This window comes from Cyanobacterium stanieri LEGE 03274 (assembly GCF_015207825.1).
GTDB lineage: Bacteria > Cyanobacteriota > Cyanobacteriia > Cyanobacteriales > Cyanobacteriaceae > Cyanobacterium > Cyanobacterium stanieri_B.
Genome location: NZ_JADEWC010000029.1, coordinates 22,637 through 41,602, shown reverse-complemented (window position 1 = coordinate 41,602; position 18,966 = coordinate 22,637). Strand labels below are relative to the sequence as shown.

At 38.2% G+C, this 18,966-nt stretch carries 12 protein-coding genes; 5 read left to right on the top strand and 7 right to left on the bottom strand.

What is annotated here, in order from left to right:
• Positions 1-241: 241 nt before the first annotated feature.
• The 3 genes from IQ215_RS11795 to IQ215_RS11785 form a co-directional block, all read right to left on the bottom strand.
• Positions 242-1,831: a 2-isopropylmalate synthase gene (locus tag IQ215_RS11795; RefSeq protein ID WP_193801616.1), complete on the bottom strand. Its 1,590-nt coding sequence runs from the start codon at positions 1,829-1,831 to the stop codon at positions 242-244.
• Between the two features lie 388 nt (positions 1,832-2,219).
• Positions 2,220-3,809, bottom strand: coding sequence for a glycoside hydrolase family 57 protein (locus IQ215_RS11790; protein WP_193801615.1), 1,590 nt, complete (start codon positions 3,807-3,809; stop codon positions 2,220-2,222).
• Between the two features lie 223 nt (positions 3,810-4,032).
• On the bottom strand, positions 4,033-4,446 hold the full coding sequence (locus IQ215_RS11785) for a bacteriohemerythrin (RefSeq protein ID WP_193801614.1): 414 nt from the start codon (positions 4,444-4,446) through the stop codon (positions 4,033-4,035).
• A gap of 161 nt (positions 4,447-4,607) precedes the next feature.
• On the opposite strand from IQ215_RS11785, the gene lepB reads away from it, so the two are divergent.
• Both lepB and IQ215_RS11775 read left to right on the top strand, forming a co-directional pair.
• Positions 4,608-5,219 carry a signal peptidase I gene (lepB, locus tag IQ215_RS11780; RefSeq protein WP_193801613.1) on the top strand — a complete coding sequence of 204 codons (612 nt, stop codon included), beginning with the start codon at positions 4,608-4,610 and terminating at the stop codon, positions 5,217-5,219.
• 240 nt (positions 5,220-5,459) lie between these two features.
• Positions 5,460-5,729 (top strand): hypothetical protein, encoded by a 270-nt coding sequence (locus tag IQ215_RS11775; protein ID WP_193801612.1) that lies wholly within the window; start codon positions 5,460-5,462, stop codon positions 5,727-5,729.
• Positions 5,730-5,735: 6 nt separating this feature from the next.
• Here IQ215_RS11775 and IQ215_RS11770 read toward each other — a convergent pair whose 3' ends face one another.
• From IQ215_RS11770 to IQ215_RS11760, 3 genes are all read right to left on the bottom strand, one after another.
• On the bottom strand, positions 5,736-6,761 hold the full coding sequence (locus tag IQ215_RS11770; protein ID WP_193801611.1) for an aspartate carbamoyltransferase catalytic subunit: 1,026 nt from the start codon (positions 6,759-6,761) through the stop codon (positions 5,736-5,738).
• A 176-nt stretch (positions 6,762-6,937) separates the two neighbouring features.
• Positions 6,938-8,425 carry an NADH-quinone oxidoreductase subunit M gene (locus IQ215_RS11765; RefSeq protein ID WP_193801610.1) on the bottom strand — a complete coding sequence of 496 codons (1,488 nt, stop codon included), beginning with the start codon at positions 8,423-8,425 and terminating at the stop codon, positions 6,938-6,940.
• Positions 8,426-8,632: 207 nt separating this feature from the next.
• Positions 8,633-10,519 (bottom strand): NAD(P)H-quinone oxidoreductase subunit F, encoded by a 1,887-nt coding sequence (locus IQ215_RS11760; protein WP_193801609.1) that lies wholly within the window; start codon positions 10,517-10,519, stop codon positions 8,633-8,635.
• A 434-nt stretch (positions 10,520-10,953) separates the two neighbouring features.
• Here IQ215_RS11760 and IQ215_RS11755 point away from each other — a divergent pair, with 434 nt between their 5' ends.
• Positions 10,954-14,979: a magnesium chelatase subunit H gene (locus tag IQ215_RS11755; protein ID WP_193801608.1), complete on the top strand. Its 4,026-nt coding sequence runs from the start codon at positions 10,954-10,956 to the stop codon at positions 14,977-14,979.
• A gap of 266 nt (positions 14,980-15,245) precedes the next feature.
• Positions 15,246-16,118, top strand: coding sequence for a hypothetical protein (locus IQ215_RS11750; protein ID WP_193801607.1), 873 nt, complete (start codon positions 15,246-15,248; stop codon positions 16,116-16,118).
• Positions 16,119-16,382: 264 nt separating this feature from the next.
• On the opposite strand, the gene IQ215_RS11745 is transcribed toward IQ215_RS11750, so the two are convergent.
• On the bottom strand, positions 16,383-17,837 hold the full coding sequence (locus IQ215_RS11745; protein ID WP_193801606.1) for a glycoside hydrolase family 13 protein: 1,455 nt from the start codon (positions 17,835-17,837) through the stop codon (positions 16,383-16,385).
• A gap of 352 nt (positions 17,838-18,189) precedes the next feature.
• Between IQ215_RS11745 and IQ215_RS11740 the strand changes: the two genes are divergently transcribed.
• Positions 18,190-18,963: an ABC transporter permease gene (locus IQ215_RS11740; RefSeq protein WP_193801605.1), complete on the top strand. Its 774-nt coding sequence runs from the start codon at positions 18,190-18,192 to the stop codon at positions 18,961-18,963.
• Positions 18,964-18,966 lie beyond the last annotated feature (3 nt).

The following is an 18,966-nucleotide window of genomic DNA, read 5'->3' as shown; positions in this document are numbered from 1 at the left end:
ATCCCGAACTCGTGGGTGAAACATAACTGCAGCGACGATACTACGGGGGTAGCCCCTTGGGACAATAGTTCTATGCCTGTCTTAATACTCCCATAAAAACCGCCTCTCTACATGGCGGTTTTTTTATATTACAAATTAGTCTTTTTTTCCTCACTCTTTTCTACATTTACTCGAAACAAAAGTTAATTAAATTTAGCCCCATAAATAAAATAATAAATTATTAAAGGGGCATAACTTATACTTACTGAGCCTCAACTAATTGTTTAGCTTGAAGTGTCGCATAAAGACGATTTAAGGCACTAATATAAGCACGAGCAGAAGCCACAATAACATCTGTATTCGCCGCATATCCTGAATAAGTACGTCCTTCATGTTTCAAGCGAATTGTCACTTCTCCCATGGCATCTATTCCAGCAGTAACAGACTTTACAGAATATTCTGTTAGCTCATTGGGAATATTAACAACTCGATTAATAGCTTTGTAAACAGCATCTACAGGTCCAGTACCAATGGCAGCATCACTTAGTTCTTCGCCTTCAGGAGTTCTAAGAGTTATGGTGGCAGTAGGAGAAGAATGATCACCACAAGATACTTGTACTAGCTCTAGGCGGAATAATTCGGGAGGCTGTTGAATTTCATCATTAACGATCGCCTCTAAATCCCAATCAGTAATTTCTCGTTTCTTATCAGCAACTTCTTTAAAACGTAAAAAGGCTTTGTTGAGTTCATTTTCAGACAAATCAAAACCCAATTCTTGTAAACGGGTGCGAAAAGCATTACGACCTGATAACTTACCTAAAACGATTTGATTGGTTGTCAAACCAATAGACTCAGCATCCATGATCTCATAAGTAAGACGATTTTTGAGAACACCATCTTGATGAATTCCAGATTCGTGGGAAAAAGCATTAGCCCCAACAATAGCTTTGTTTGGCTGTACTAACATTCCTGTGAGATTAGAAACCAAACGAGAGGTCTTGTAAATTTGTTTTGTATCAATATTAGTCAAAGGCTCAACAGATTCAGGACTTCTGCCCAAAAAGGGATTATAAAACTGACGGCGTACATGGAGAGCCATTACCAATTCTTCTAAAGCAGCATTTCCAGCCCTTTCACCAATTCCATTGATGGTACATTCTAACTGTCTGGCTCCATTTTTTACAGCCTCAAGGAAGTTTGCAACCGCTAAACCTAAATCATTATGACCGTGAACAGAAATTATGGCTTGATCAATATTGGGAACATTATCCTTAATACCCTTAATCAGCGCCCCATATTCACTAGGAGTGGTATAGCCTACCGTGTCAGGAATGTTAACGGTAGTAGCCCCTGCGTTGATCGCCAATTCAAGCACCTGATACAAAAATTCTGGATCACTTCTTCCCGCATCTTCAGGGGAAAATTCGACATCATCGGTGAAAGTTTTAGCATAAGCTACCATATCAGGAACAATAGCTAAAACATCTTCCCTCGTTTTCTTTAGCTTATATTGCAAATGAATATCCGAGGTTGCCAAAAAAGTATGAATTCTTCTTTTATGAGCAGGTTTAAGAGCCTCCCCAGCACTTTTTATATCTTTTTGAGTAGCTCTGGCTAAACCACATATCGTTGGACCATTTTCCGTACCAACAGCCTGAGCAATTTTATTTACCGCTTCAAAATCTCCTAAACTAGCATGGGGAAAACCAGCCTCAATGACATCCACCCCTAATTTAGCTAAAGCACGAGCAATAGTTAACTTTTCATCTACATTTAAACTAGCTCCGGGAGATTGCTCTCCATCACGTAAAGTAGTGTCAAATATAATAATTCTGTCAGGCTGGTTTGTCATATCTTAAAACTGTTAAACTTAATTATTTTTGTGTGATAATCTTCTTTTATGATATACGAAAAAATTGCTTTTAGCCTATGTCAAGGTATTAGACATAAGACTATTGCTGATCATTTATTACTTCTCAAATATGAGACGAACTTTCGTTAATGACTTATTAATAAACTATGAATATTATTTTATTTAATTTATTGAAAACTAAAGCCTTTGACCACTTCCAGTAGATAGCTTTATCTATGATCAATTGAATTTATTACAGGATGAGAACATTAAGAAAATCTTTTTTCAAAAACTCCTATTTATCATAAAAGTCTATTCATCGAACATTACCCCCCATAGTTAAAATAAATAGATAAAGGGGGGTTATAGACTGATGTTTTTTAAACAACTACATCGGACGATAAACACGATAATTGATATTAGGGAAAATATTATCGATCGCCTCTACCTTTTCCAACCAACCAGAGTCAATTTCTCCGCTCCAAATATCCTCCTCCAATTTTTTCAACCGTAATAAATGACTTTTAGTACGTCTTTCCGCATAAGGTACCATCGTACCAGTACGCATAATAAACGCCCAGTCAGAAGATTGAGCCAATAACAACTCCCTTGCTGCTTGATTGAGGGCGCGCCATTCCAACTCATCCTTCGGCTCTTTCGTCGCCAAGTTAATCATTTTTTCTGCCCCTTTGTGGAGATGAGGATAAATCCAAGCATTAGTATGATTCAACCAATATTCATGGAAACCCTTATAACCCCAACTAGACTGAGAAGGAATTGCCACCTGTTGATTAGGATGCCCTTTGAGATAATCAGCAAGGTGAATCATATACAAAGTATCTTGATCAAACCATGCCTTACGGAACAGATAATCGATAAATTTCGGGCCTTCATACCACCAATGGCCATATAACTCGGCATCATAAGGAGATACCACAATGGGCTCTCTTTGCATAATTCCTGCTAGATGTTGAATCTGTTGCATTCGGTTATACAAGAAGTTTCCAGCGTGTTCGGCCGCTTTTTCATTTGCCCAATAGGGATCATAAAGAGCTTTATCCGATAACCCCGCCTGACGGCTAGTAATTTTATGGTATTTTACCCCGACATTTTTTCGCTGTCCGTTAGGCATAATATAGGGTTTGATGTAATCGTAGTCAGCCTCCCAACCAATATCCTTATAAAATTCCCGATAAACAGGATCTCCAGGATAACCAACTTCCGATGACCACACCTGCTGGGAAGACTCATGATCCCTTCCAAATACCCCTACCCCTGTTTCCGTAAAAATGGGGGCATAAGTGCCAAAACGAGGACGAGGACGGGCATAGAGCAAACCATGACCATCAGTGAGGAAATAACGTAAACCTGCATCGGCCAACATTCTTTCCAATCCTTCATAATAAGCACATTCAGGCAACCAAATTCCCCGAGGGCGAATGCCAAAGTTTTCTTCATAATGTTCACAGGCTACCTCTATTTGCGCCCATACCGCTTGAGGATACATTTTCATTAGGGGCAAATAACCGTGGGTAGCACCACAGGTAATAATTTCGAGATTATTACTGTCTTGGAATTGTTTAAAAGCGGTAACTAAATCTCCTTTATAATATTCCCATACCTTACGGATTTCTTTAAATTCTTGAGCGTAATATTCAGCAAGATATTTGATATGACCGTTATCTTGATTATGCTCTATTTCTTTTTGAACCAATTCCTCTAACTTAGTTAGATGTTCGTCATATCTTTCTTGTAAAAGTTTATCCCTGAGCATCGACACAAGAGGGGGTGTCATACTCATAGTTATTTTAAAATCTACACCATCTCGTTTTAATCCATTGAATACTTGTAAGAGTGGTATATAAGTTTCGGTGATTGCTTCATACAACCACTCTTCTTCTAGGACATAGTCACTTTCGGGATGGCGAACAAAGGGTAAGTGTGCGTGTAGCACTAAGGCAAGATAGCCAAGAGCCATAATTTGTCAATCACTATTTTTTTTGTACAGTTTAACAGTTTTATTTTTTACTGTTACTAGCAATATTAAGCGACTTTGACCATTTTTATCACTTAAAATTATTACCCTTTTTAAACTATTTTTTAGTTTTATTGTTTTTATTTTCTGATCTTAGGGGTTTTTTGCTTGATCCCTTTTTCTTAATTATGGGGGGATCAATTATTTTTATGATTTTTTAAATGGTTTAAGTACCCGCGGCGATTATTTCTGCCCCAAGTTTGACATCGATGCCTTTGATATGTCCGATGAGCCATTGGGATAAATCATGATGGATTTGAAGGGCAATAATACTTTGTTTTTCAGGGTTTTCCTGATATTCTACTCGATATTTTTTCACGGTAGCTAGAAAAATGGCATGGGCATCTTTATTGACTTGAGCCATGGGACATTGATGTTTATGGGCGCATTTTTCTTCATGGGCAAAATGCCATTCTGCGTAAAATTCAAGGAATGATAATATTTTTTTGACGGCGTTACCACCCATTCCCTTTTCTATGGCATCGGCTAAATCATTGATGGCACGAATTAATTCTCGATGATGGGTGTCGATCATTTTTACTCCTGTTTTTAAGGTGTCGTTGAGTTCATATCGTTCCATCTCTATATCTATTCCTATGATTTTTTCTACAATTTATATGGTAGCAATAGGAAAAGATTCTCAAATTTGTTGTGAAGAACTTGAAACATTACTGAGTTACCCCAAACAAAAAGTCTCTAAGCTAAACTAAAAGATATAATATCTTTTCCCCTAGTTAAAATATGAGTGAGTCTTTACCACAATCAGAAACTAAAAAAGCTAATCAAAAACAGGAAAACCCCATTGTAGAAATTGTTAAAACCGTTGTGATGGCGGTTGTTTTGTCCTTTGGTATTCGTACTTTTGTGGCGGAAGCTAGATATATTCCCTCTTCTTCTATGGAGCCTACTTTACAGATTAATGATCGATTAATTATTGAAAAAATGACTTATCGTTTTCGAGAGCCTCAGAGGGGAGAAATAATTGTTTTTGATGCTACTGAAGCCATTGAGCAACTGGGTTGGAATGGGGCTTTTATCAAAAGGGTGATTGGTTTACCTGGAGATGAGGTGATTGTTAGGGATGGTGATGTTATGGTTAATGGTCAAATTTTAAAAGAGTCTTATATTCAAGAAGCCCCTAAGTATGATTTTGGCCCTGTAGTTGTACCTGATAATAGTTATTTAGTGTTAGGTGATAATCGTAATAATAGTTCTGATTCTCATGTTTGGGGTTATGTGCCGGATGAAAATATTATTGGTAGGGCAACGGTACGTTTTTGGCCTTTTCATCGTTTGGGAGGTATTGATGAAAATTCTGCTTATGCGGATACTTTAATTGAGTCTCCTCAATAGGTTTTTGTTTATTTTAATAAGTGCGGGTTGATTGGAGAGCTATCAATAATAAGATGTTGCTAAGTTTGGATATGCTCTCTTATTTGGCAATGGGACATCTCGACTTCTTTCGATAACCATGATGAATGTTTGCTCATCAACTATGGGGAATAATTTCCTTACTTTAATTAATTGAAATTGAAGTAGTTTTTTTTATTTTGGGCATAGTAAAAGTAGAGAGTTTTTGAGACCTTGAAAGTGATGATTAATGCTATAAAAAAATTAACCAGTAATGTGAGTAGTTTTTGTTTTCATAGTGCCTCTTTTTTACTTAAAACAAGTCCTTTTTTGCTGATTATTTTTATTGCCTTTGGCGATCGCATCTTACCCGAACCCTATGGCAAAACCAGTGTTAATATTCGTAAGTCTATCACCAATGCTTTATCTATAGAGGATAGTTCGGACACCCTCGAAAACAGTAAATACAATAATAGACGTAGTGACAAGATTGTTGACGAGATTTCACGTTGAGTTGTTTTAAATCGTGGCTAAAGCCTGAGAATTTGCTTCTTGTTTCAAATTACCAATTAGATATAATAAAGCCATTCTTACGGCTACTCCATTGGTGACTTGATCTGAAATTAGGCTCAATTTTTCGTCGTCCATTAAGTCCGAACTTAGTTCCACCCCTCTATTTACAGGGCCTGGGTGTAATACTTTTACATCTGGATTACATAATAAGAGGCGATCGCGCGTAATCCCAAACAATTGATGATATTCCCTCAAACTAGGTAATAAATAATCTGCCATACGCTCTTTTTGTAGCCGTAAAGTCATGACAAAATCAGCATTTTTCAAGGCAGGTTCAATGTTCCAATGGATAAATAAACGATCCTTATAGTCAGATTTGACCGTATTCGCAAATAAATTTGGTAAAAGGGTAGGGGGCGCTGATAGGTGTAGATGGGCGCCTGCGGTTAATAGACTGTTAATGTTGGAACGAGCCACCCGAGAATGAATTATATCCCCCACAATGGCGATTTTTTTACCTTTTAATAAGTCCGTGCGAGGATTTTTGGAATCTAATAAATTGGTGAGGGTAAACAAATCCAGTAACCCCTGGGAAGGATGTTGATGTAACCCATCTCCCGCATTAAAAATACTTACCCCCGTTTTCAGTCGATCCATTTCTTGGGCAATATTTAACGGCACTCCCGAATGACTGTGACGAATTACCATGATATTAGCACCCATGGCGAGGTAAGTTTTGGCAGTATCAAGGATGGTTTCACCCTTAGTGAGAGATGATGAGCTAGGGGCAAAATTGAGAATGTCGGCAGATAGTCTTTTGGCTGCCAACTCAAAACTGCTACGGGTGCGGGTAGAGGGTTCAAAAAACATATTCGCTACCACTTGCCCTTGAAGCGCAGGAACTTTTTTGGTTCTACTTTTTAGCACATCCCGAAAACTGGCGGCGGTGGTTAATACAGTGTCATATTCTTCTTTGCTAAAGTCTTCGAGGGAAATGATATGTTTTTTTGTCCAATGGGTTGTGGTGGTCATATTTTGGGTTTTTATTAATGTTGTGGGTGGAGATGGGGAATGGGCACTCTTGTTGATTCGACTACGCTCATCAACCGGGCAATGGACAATGGACAATGGACAATGGACAATTATTATTATTTTTTGCCTATTCCCTATTGCCTACCTTAACTAGAAAATGTTATCCCGAACTCAGGTTAACTGTTAATTTGTTGTTCAATAACAATTTGATTACCATAAAGAATTACTGATGCTTCGGTTTTACACCATCTGAGCATCCAATTAGGTTGTAAACCAAAGATAATAATTAAAGCCGCAAGGGCGATCGCAGGTATTCGCTCAGACCACATTACACGGGGCAAACTAGCCAGTTCGGTAGTCAGACGACCAAAAAAGACTCGATTAACCATTAATAAGAAGTAAACCGCCGTTAAACCTGTTCCCACTAAACATAAGAGGGTGGGTATAGGGAAAATGGGGAAACTACCTCGGAATACCAAAAATTCAGCGATAAAACCGACCATTCCCGGAATTCCAGAACTAGCCATAACCCCCAAAATCATTAAGCTACCCGTCACAGGTAATCCCCTTTCAGGATTTAACAAACCACTAAGATAATTTACATCACGGCTACCAGTCTTTTTGTAAACAATACCCACCAAAATAAACAGCATGGCGGAAATTAAACCATGGCTCACCATTTGTAAAATAGAAGCCTCCAGACTCAGGCGGGTAGTGGCAGCCGCCCCCAGCAAAATATAAGCCATGTGGGCGATAGAGGAGTAAGCAACCACCTTTTTCATGTCCTTCTGGGCGATCGCACAGGATGCCCCATAAAGGGCGCTAATGGCTGCCAAAAAAGCTAAATAGGGAGCTAACACCACCCAACCATCACGGAATAAACCAACCCCAAACCTCAATAAACCATAAGTTCCCAATTTCAATAATACCCCTGCCAATAATACCGATACGGGGGTACTTGCTTCCACATGGGCATCAGGCAACCAAGTATGAAAGGGAAAGATAGGAATTTTAATAAATAAACCAATCAATAAAGGAATCAGTAACAATACCTGACTAGCCACGGGAATAGAATGGGATTGGAGAGGCTCAAAAGCAAAGGTAGATTCTCCGCTCAACCATACCAAACCGAGGAAAGAAATTAACACCAAAAATCCTGATAACACAGTATAAAGTAAAAACTTCATCGCCGCATAACCCTTTCTCGCACCTCCCCAGATGGCAATTAGGAAATATAAAGGAGCTACTTCTACTTCATAAAAAAGGAAAAAGAGTAATAAATCTTGTGCCAAAAATGCCCCCATTACCCCTGCACTTAATAATAAAACTAATGAGTAATAAAGTTTAGGTCGAGATAAATCTTTGGGAGTGATATAAATTGCCGTTAAAGTTAAAAAACTATTTAGACAAATGAGGGGAAAAGATAAACCATCTAAGCCTAAATCATAACTTAACCCTAGCCAACTCAACCACTGGTAATGTTCAGTCAGTTGTAAACTAAAGGTATTAGTATCAAATTTTAAGGCAATTAATAAATTAATAATTAGGGTAGTAGTTGCGAAAATAATAGCAATATTACGAGAAATATTAGGGTTTTTATTATTGGGTAAAAAACCTACAACTAAACCACCTAGTACTGGTATCCAAATTAATAAACTCAGCATTTTGTTTGTTAAAAAAAATAAACGATTATAAAATGTTTTTCCTGATGAATTTTAAGCTATTTTTTTTATAAAAAATAAAACTATAATAGTCCTAATACTAAATCCGTGAATTAAAATATACTTCAGTTCAATTCATTGAACGATAAACTGTTAGCCTTGTAATTTATTGCAAGGCCGTTGATGATATACTTTGGATATAAAATAATCCTAGAAATTCCAATAATTAAGAATATTACTCCATTGACCACTCAAAATTGACCACATCAAAAGACTTACTCCAATTAAGATAGTGAGAATATAAAATTGAGACTGTCCAGAAGTATTGTACTTTAAAGCGTTACCGCTAAAAATAGCAAATAAACTAACCAAGTTTACCGCCCCATCTACCACATAACGATCAAACCATGTGGTTAAACGAGATAAGGTTGTCACAAAAGCCACCACGGTATATTGATAAATTTTGTCCAAATAGAAGTCGTAGGCGAGTAAATCTTGTAAAAATCGCACCAACTTATTTAAAGGACGATCCCATAATCGATGTAATGATAAGCTAAAACCAACCAAAACCCCCACCACTCCAGTAATAATCAACGTAGGTACGGCGAAAGTTAGTATAGGAGAATCATTCCCCGATAAGGGAGATACAGGGCTTAACCAAAGAGAATATTTGATGGGAATAAGGGGAGTTAGTAAAGCAATAATACTTAAACTTACCATGGGTACAGCCATCGACCAAATAACTTCGGGAGCTCGTTTGGTTTTGGGTTGAGTTTTGCCCAAGAAAACAAGGCGAAATACTCGGGTAAAGTTAAGGGCATTAATGAAATTGACGGTTAATAAAATTCCTAATAACCACCAAGAAACGGCTAATTTGCCGTCAAACCATCGGGAAAAGGTGAAAAACATCCCCAAGGGTAATAAAGCCACAATTCCTGCACTACCTGTCATAAAGGCGATCGTTGTCGCGGGCATTTTTGACCATAAACCCCCCAACTCAGTAATATTTTGAGCCGTGGTAGTCAAAATTACCGAAGCCGCACTCATAAATAATAAAGCCTTGGCGATGCCGTGGGTTAAGACAATTAAAAAGGCAATATCCACATGACCTAAACCCACCGCAATAAAAGCCAAACCGAGATAAGCACTGGTAGAATGAGATAAAGTTCTTTTTAAATCAACCTGTGCCAAAGCAATCAACGAACCTCCCACCGCAGTGATAGCACCGATGATGATTAAAGCACTAGAAGAAATAGGGGAAAGGGTAAATACAGGCTCTAACTTAATCAATACATAAGCCCCTGCGGATACTACCACCGAATTTCGCAGAATACTAGCGGGGCTAGGCCCTTCCATCCCTTCGTCTAACCATAAATTGAGAGGAAACTGAGCGCACTTACCCGTAGGCCCTGCAATCAGAGATAAACCCAACAAAGCAGCGGTAAAATCTGATAAAGGATGATTAGCAGCCCAAGTGGTTAACTCCGAAAAGGTTAAACCAGCCCCATAACTAGAGAGGGCAACCAAACCCATCAAAAGAATAATATCTCCCACCCTTTTGGTTAGAAAAGCATCCCTAGCAGCTGTAACTACAAGGGGTTGGGCATACCAAAAACCCACTAATAAATAAGTTGAAAGGGTTAATAGTTCTAATAAACCATAGCTAAGGAGTAAAGAATCACTGAGGGCGATACCGCCGATGGCCGCCTCAAAGAAACTCATCAAACCAAAAAACCTTGCCAAAGACCAATCTTTTTCCATGTAGCCAATGGCGAAAATTTGAGCCAGTAAACTCATTAAAGTAACTAAACTTAAAGCCGTCATACTAATTTGAGAAACTTCTACTGCGAAAGATAACTCTAAATCGGCAATGGTAAACCATGGAAAGTTTAGATTAAATGAATCATGGTTTAAAACATAATTAAAAGCGACACTACCATGGATGAATGATAGTAAAGTCATGAAAATATTCACATACGCTGCAGGGCGTGGCCCTGTGCGTCGAACAAAACCCAAAGCCCAAGGGAGGGTTAACAAAGCCCCCAGTAAACTATAGAAAGGGATTAACCATACGTATCTAACAAGAAATTCTGTCATCAGCTTGAATTTTTTTTAATATGCAAAGCCAAATTAAAATAACCTAAGCATTCAACAATAAATATACTATTGTCAAATTGAAGGAAAAATTAATATAAAGTGTTTTCTTAAATTTTTATTGACTGTATCATATTTTAGACTTTCCCTTAATACAGCACCTCAATCAATCATTGATAGTTCCACGGATTTTTAATTAATTATTTTCTCTGTAGGAATAACCCCTTTTCCCCATGGTATTTTCTGAGTTTGTCTTAGGAACACGGTATTTTTGTAACAATTTGTAACAAAATACTACGGATTACCGTAAAGATTACCAAACTGATAGGTAAAACCGCTTATTTTCGTGGTAAAAACAATAAAGAGCGTATTTTAAGCTCTGTAATAATTCTTTACATATTCCGTTTAAATTCACCTACATAGGAGAAAAAACATTAATGTTTACAAACGTAAAATCCGCCATCAGACATATAGCACCCGAAGATTTACAAGGTCGTGCTTTAATGAAGGTGGTTTATGTTGTTTTAGAACCTCAATATCAAAGTTCCATCTCAGCGGCAATCAAATCCATTAACGCCCATAATCCTAATCTCGCCATCGAAATTAGTGGTTATCTCATTGAGGAATTGAGAAGCCCTGAAAACTATGAAGAATTTAAAAAAGATGTTGCCGAAGCAAACATTTTCATTGCCTCTTTGATTTTCATTGAAGAATTGGCTCAAAAAGTGGTAGAAGCTGTTACCCCCCATCGTGATCACCTCGATGCAGCAGTAGTCTTCCCCTCCATGCCCGAAGTAATGCGCCTCAATAAAATGGGTAGCTTCAGCATGGCACAATTAGGGCAAAGTAAGAGCGTCATCGGCGACTTCATGAAAAAGCGTAAGCAAAAGTCAGGAGCTGGTTTTGAAGATGCCATGCTCAAACTTTTACGCACCCTCCCCACGGTATTAAAATATTTACCCGTGGAAAAAGCCCAGGATGCCCGTAACTTTATGTTAAGTTTCCAGTATTGGTTAGGAGGTTCGGCTGACAACTTAGAAAACTTCTTTTTGATGTTGGCTGACAAATATGTTTTCACTGGGGAAAAATCCTTACTCAATCGTAACGCTGAGTATGCCGAACCTATCGTTTATCCTGATATGGGTATTTGGCATCCCCTCGCCCCCAAAATGTTTGAGGACATTAAGGGTTATCTTAATTGGTATAACAGCCGTGATGACATTGGCGATGATTTAAGAGATCCCCTTGCACCTACCATTGGCTTAGTATTACAGCGTACCCACCTAGTCACCGGGGATGATGCTCATTATGTGGCGATGTTACAGGAGTTGGAATATCGTGGAGCTAGAGTTATTCCTATTTTTGCTGGTGGTTTAGACTTTTCTAAGCCTGTGGATGAGTATTTTTGGGATAAACCTGTCCAAGGAGTTGAACCTTTACCCATCGTAGATGCAGTGGTTTCCCTCACTGGTTTTGCCCTTGTGGGAGGGCCTGCTAGACAGGATCATCCCAAGGCGGTGGAGTCTTTAAAACGTCTCAATCGCCCCTATATGGTGGCTTTACCCCTCGTGTTCCAAACCACGGAGGAATGGGAAGAAAGTGATCTTGGTTTACACCCCATCCAAGTAGCGCTGCAAATTGCTATTCCTGAGTTAGACGGTGCCATTGAGCCGATTATTCTTTCTGGTAGGGATGGTAATACGGGACGTTCTATTACTTTACAGGATCGGGTAGAGGCGATCGCCTCTAGGGCCTTAAAATGGACTAACCTACGCAAAAAACCCAAATTAGACAAAAAACTTGCCATTACCGTCTTCAGTTTCCCCCCCGATAAAGGAAACGTGGGAACTGCCGCTTATTTAGACGTATTCGGCTCCATCCACGAAGTATTAAAGGGAATGCAACAAAACGGCTACGACATCCAAGACGTACCCGAAACCCCCAAAGAATTGATGGAAATGGTTATCCATGACGCTCAGGCACAATATTCTAGCCCTGAGTTAAACGTGGCTTACCGTATGAGCGTAGAAGAATACGAACGTTTAACCCCCTACTCTCAAAAACTTGAGGAAAACTGGGGCCCACCACCTGGGCATCTCAACAGCGATGGTCAAAACCTCTTAATTTACGGTAAACACTTCGGTAACGTATTTATTGGGGTTCAACCTACCTTCGGTTATGAAGGAGATCCCATGAGACTCTTATTCTCTCGCTCGGCTTCCCCTCACCATGGTTTTGCCGCTTATTATACCTACCTTGAAAAAGTTTGGGGTGTAGATGCGGTACTCCATTTCGGAACCCATGGATCTCTTGAATTCATGCCAGGTAAACAGATGGGGATGTCTGGAGACTGTTACCCTGATAGTCTCATCGGTAATATTCCCAATATCTATTACTACGCCGCCAATAACCCCAGTGAGGCAACCATCGCCAAACGTCGTAGTTATGCCAACACCATTTCTTACCTCACTCCTCCTGCTGAAAACGCTGGATTATATAAAGGTTTGGAAGAATTAAGCGAGTTAATTGGTTCTTACCAAGGTTTAAAAGAAGGTGGTCGTGCGGTGCAAATTGTTAATACCATTGTGGATAAAGCCCGTATTTGTAACCTCGACAAAGATATTCCTGAAATTGCTACACCTGAAGGGCAAGAAGCTGACTTGTTCGACTCTAGCACCATGTCTCAGGATGAAAGAGATACCATTGTTGGGGCGGTATATCGTAAGTTGATGGAAATTGAATCCCGTCTTTTACCCTGTGGGTTACACGTCATTGGTAAACCTCCTACCGCTGAAGAGGCGATCGCCACTTTGGTGAACATTGGTAGCTTAGATCGTGAAGAAGACGGTATCTGGAGTTTACCCACCATCATCGCCAGAAGCATTGGGCGTAACATGGAAGAAATTTATCGTAACGCTGATAAAGGGGTACTCGCCGACGTAGAACTATTACAACACATCACCGAAGCCACCAGAGCAGCGGTTAGAGCCTTAGTGGAAGAACAAGTAAACGCCGAAGGCAGAGTTTCCTTTGTTTCCAAACTTAACTTCTTCAACATGGGCAAAAAAGAACCTTGGGTTGCCAAACTCCATGAATTTGGTTACACCAATGTCGATGAAAAAGCCATCAAACCCTTGTTTGAATACCTCGAATTTTGCCTTGAGCAAGTTTGCGCTGACAACGAATTAGGCGGACTACTCAAAGCCCTTGAGGGTGAATATGTATTACCCGGACCAGGAGGAGATCCTATCCGTAATCCCAATGTATTACCCACAGGAAAAAACATTCACGCCCTCGATCCTCAAAAAATCCCTACCCTAGCCGCAGTACAATCAGCGAAAATCGTGGTGGACAGACTCCTAGAGCGTCAAAAGATCGACAACGGCGGAAAATACCCCGAAACCATCGCCTGTGTATTATGGGGAACAGACAACATCAAAACCTATGGAGAATCCCTCGCTCAAATCATGTGGATGATTGGGGTGAAACCTGTACCCGATGCTTTGGGAAGGGTAAACAAACTCGAATTAATTCCTTTAGAAGAATTAGGCAGACCCCGCATTGATGTGGTGGTAAACTGTTCTGGGGTATTCCGTGATCTATTTATTAACCAAATGAATCTTTTAGATCAAGCGGTGAAAAAAGCAGCGGAAGCCGATGAACCCATCGAGATGAACTTTGTGCGCAAACACGCCCTAGATCAAGCAGAAGAAATGGGTATTAATCTCCGTCAGGCGGCAACCCGTGTATTCTCCAACGCTTCTGGTTCATACTCTTCTAACGTTAACTTAGCAGTGGAAAACAGCAGTTGGGAAGAAGAGCAAGAATTACGAGATATGTACTTAAACCGTAAATCCTTCGCCTTCAACTCCGATAATCCGGGGGTAATGGATGAAGGGAGAGACATTTTCGAGAAATCCTTGAAAACCGCTGATGCCACTTTCCAAAACCTAGACTCCTCCGAGATTAGCTTAACCGATGTATCTCACTACTTTGACTCTGATCCTACCAAGGTAGTAGCATCTCTGCGGGATGATGGTAAAAAACCCTCTGCCTACATCGCAGACACTACCACCGCTAACGCCCAAGTGCGTACCCTCTCTGAAACCGTGCGCCTTGATGCTCGTACCAAGTTATTAAACCCCAAATGGTACGAAGGGATGTTATCTCACGGTTATGAAGGGGTAAGGGAATTATCCAAACGCCTTGTAAATACCATGGGTTGGAGTGCCACCGCCGACGCTGTGGACAACTGGGTATATGAGGATACCAACACTACCTTTATCCAAGATGAGGAGATGTGTAAGCGTTTAATGGATTTAAACCCCAACTCTTTCCGTCGTATGGTTAGCACCTTATTGGAAGTTAACGGACGTGGTTATTGGGAAACCTCTGATGAGAATATCGAGAAGTTACAACAGTTATACCAAGAAGCGGAAGATCGCATCGAAGGTATTGAGTAATAACATTTGATATTCGATTTTTTGTGAATATTACATAATATTGGTAGGGACGTTCCATGGAACGTCCCTATATTTTTTTAGCTCAATTCCTAAGAAGACTGACCTTTGGGGGGTTACGATGATGGAATTTTGAAAATAATGAAGTGCTAAACATATTTGCACTATCATTTAAACTTATTGGTTTTTAGCAAAATTTAAATAAAATAATTCTCATATCAAAAATATAGTTATACAATATAAATCTGCACTTTCGACAATCAAATCTAATGAGCCAACAAGAAAATACAGGTTGTATTGCTTTAATTGCCATTGTGATAGTCGGTTTTATCGTTATCATTTATTGGCAACTTTTATTAACAGCAATTATATTAGGAATTTTATTTTATATTCTTTTTCGTTATTGTTTTATCGCTTTCTTTTTGTCTGCTAAATTAGAAAAAATTAAGACAAGTAACTTAATTTTAATTTATGATAAAACTAATTATTTTATTCCTTTAAATGTTTTTGATAATTGGAATAAAATCAATAAAGGATTTTTCAATCGTTTTCCTATAATTAAAAACAAAGAAATAACCGTAATAATTAATGATATAATGTATAAAATGATTCATTCAATGAAATGGAAAGTAGAATATATATTACCAGAAATTCAAGAAAATGATTTAGTTTTTCATTATTTTCAGTGTGATTTAAATGAGGTAAAATTCATTAACACACAACGCCAATTGAGAGATTTAGATTATCAAAGTATGGCACAGGTTTCTGAGCCTATTAAAATACTAAAACTTCAGATTGAACCTCAGATAAGTGAATTTCATAAACAACTTAATGAATTAGATAAACTTGAGAAACTGGCTTTAAGCTCCGAAGTTTTCGCTGGGAGGGTTGAATGGTTTAAAAGAGCAAAAATACAAATTCAAAATTTAATTGATGAAACTAAAAAAATTGAGAATCAATCTTTAAAATTTATTAGAGAAACTTTAATTGGACAAAAGTTAGCACAATTTGATCCTGAAAATTTGCCAGATATAAATAATTGGACTTTAACTATTGGCAGTCACTTTAATGATATTCAAGATAAATATCAAACCTTAAAAGTAGAAATAAATACTTATGATTCTTTGACAAATGAGCTATGATAGTGAACAAATTGGTCATTTTGCGGGTGGACAATTATTATTGGAGAAATAACACTGATAGTTTGGAATAAAGTTCAAAAGTCGAGCTAAAATAGGTTAAATTAATACTTATTTTACTTTAAATATCGATAAGCTAACACAATATAATATGTTTATCAATGAACAATTAATGAAAATTTTACTCAGCTAATCAACGATCGCACCTTGACTTTTATCATTGTACAGAATAGGTGCGATCGCACTTATCAACCCCTTGAGCTATCCTTAAATTAAAATCAATCCGCTACGGGCGTTTAACCCAACCGTAAGATAATTACAATAGTTTTCTTGTTCACAAGAAAATGTACCATCGCCGAACAAAATTTGATCAATTTGATGATCTACTTCAATGGTAATGCTTTGAGCTTGAGTATTATTATTAATAGCGACAATAATTTTTTGCTTATCTAAAATACGAGTAAATATGTAAATATCTTCTTGAGCGCATAACACTTGATATTTACCTCGCCTGAGGGCAGGATATTGATGACGTAGTTTAATTAACTCTTTATGGTAGTTTAAAAGATTTTTATCCCATAATGATTCTTCGGGGAAGCCACGACGGGAATCAGGATCAAATCCTCCAGGTAAACCCACTTCATCACCATAATAAATGCTAGGCGCACCCGGGAAAGTTAATAATAATAGGGTACATAATTCAACGGTTTTTTTGTCGTCTCCTGCAATGGTTAATAATCTGGCGGTATCATGACTGGCCAAGAGATTTAATTGGGTGAGGGTAATTTCCCAGTCATACATATCCAATAGTTTTTCTATTTTCTGTTGATATTCTTCCGCTGTAATGGCAGGATAGGGTTCATAGCAGGGTTGCTCTACATATTCAAGTAAGATGCGATCGCCCCCACAAAAAGCCATAGTCGGCGCAGTAAATAAATAATTCATCACCCCATCAAATTGATTACCATCTAACCACTGCCGTGCATCCGTCCAGATTTCTCCCACAATATAAGCATCAGGGTTAACCCCTTTTACCCGCTCTCTAAATTCTTGCCAAAAACCCTCCTCCTCAATTTCATTAGGCACATCTAAGCGCCATCCATCAATGCCTTGATGTAACCAATACTCCGCCACTTGCATAATATATTCCTTCACCTGAGGATTACTATGGTTAAACTGTGGCAAAGCCCTATTATTTACCCAAGAAGCATAATTGGCAGGAAAAGCCCCATTATAGGCAGAAATAGGCCATTTTTCGATTTTAAACCAATCTAACCAAGGGGAATGGGGGCCATTTTCTAAAATATCATTGAAGAAGAAAAAACCTCTTCCCACATGATTAAAAACTCCATCCAAAACTACTTTTATATTCCGTTGATGAGCCTGTTTTAACAGCTCTTGAAAAGCATAATTTCCACCCAAAAGGGGATCTATTTGATAATAGTCATGGGTGTGATAACGGTGATTACAGGTAGATTGAAATACGGGGGTAAAATAAATAGCATTTATGCCTAAATCTTGTAAATAATCTAATTTATCAATGACTCCCCAAAAATTTCCCCCTTTATATTTTTGTAGCGTGGGGGGGTTATCCCATGGTTGAAGATTGAATGATTGCCAATGGTTCGGATATTTTTGATCTGGTTTTCCTACGGCAAATCTATCGGGAAATATTTGATAGAAAACCGCATCTTTTACCCAATTTGGGGTGTTAATATTCATGATATTTTTTCTTAATTTGTTTACTTTTGCCCTCAACTAATTTAGTTATATTTAATTTCAGGTTGTTTTTTTGACGATTTTATTAATAATATAAATCCACTTAAATTTTATCTATTAACTAATGCTGTCTATCACTCAACATTTTTTTAACATTGAATTTTACTTTACTGACATCTTAACCCGAATTGCTTCATTTGATCTGATTTAATAATTACCTTGCCCAAGACTTAAATTATTTTATATTATTGATTACAAATGTCCTAAAATTGATTATGATTTGTATTACGTGAATAAATCTTCCATTGTGATTTATCATTTCTATAGTCGGTAAAATTCTTTATTATTATCGAATATGAATATAACTAGAATAAGTGCGATCGCCCATAACGGTTTTAGAGAAGTAATAAGAGATCGCATACTATATGTTATCGGTTTTTTCGCTCTATTACTACTACTAGCCTCCCGCATCCTACCATCCATAGCTGTAAGCGCAGACGATAAAATTTTACTAGATTTAGGAATCGGGGCAATCAACCTCCTAGGAGTCATCGTCGCCATATTTGTAGGCACAGGTTTAATAAACAAAGAAATCGAAAAAAAAACCGTCCTCATTCTCGTACCAAAACCCATCAACACCGCCGAATTTATCATCGGTAAACACATCGGTCTTGTGGCAGTCCTAACTATTCTTGTAGGAGTCATGACCATGCTATACTTAGGTATCATGGCAATCTCAGGGGTTGAATATCCCCTCGGAAGTTTAGTCATCGCCCTAATTTATATTCTCCTAGAATTATCCCTGCTAACCGCCGTTGCCATCACTTTCGGAGTCTTCACAAGCTCTATTTTGGCCACCCTACTTAGTTTTGGAGTATATATTATGGGGCATCTAAGTAGAGATTTACTAGAATTAGGGAAAATAACTGAAAATGAAAGTATTCAAAACTTAACTAGAACTTTATTTTTAATTCTCCCTGACTTAGAAAGATTAAACCTCAAAAATGAAGCGGTATATAACATATTACCCCCCACAGGAGAATTAATTAATAGTTTCATTTATGCACTGCTATATATAGTATTGCTACTTACCATGAGTGTTATAATCTTTTCCCGCCGACAATTTTGATAA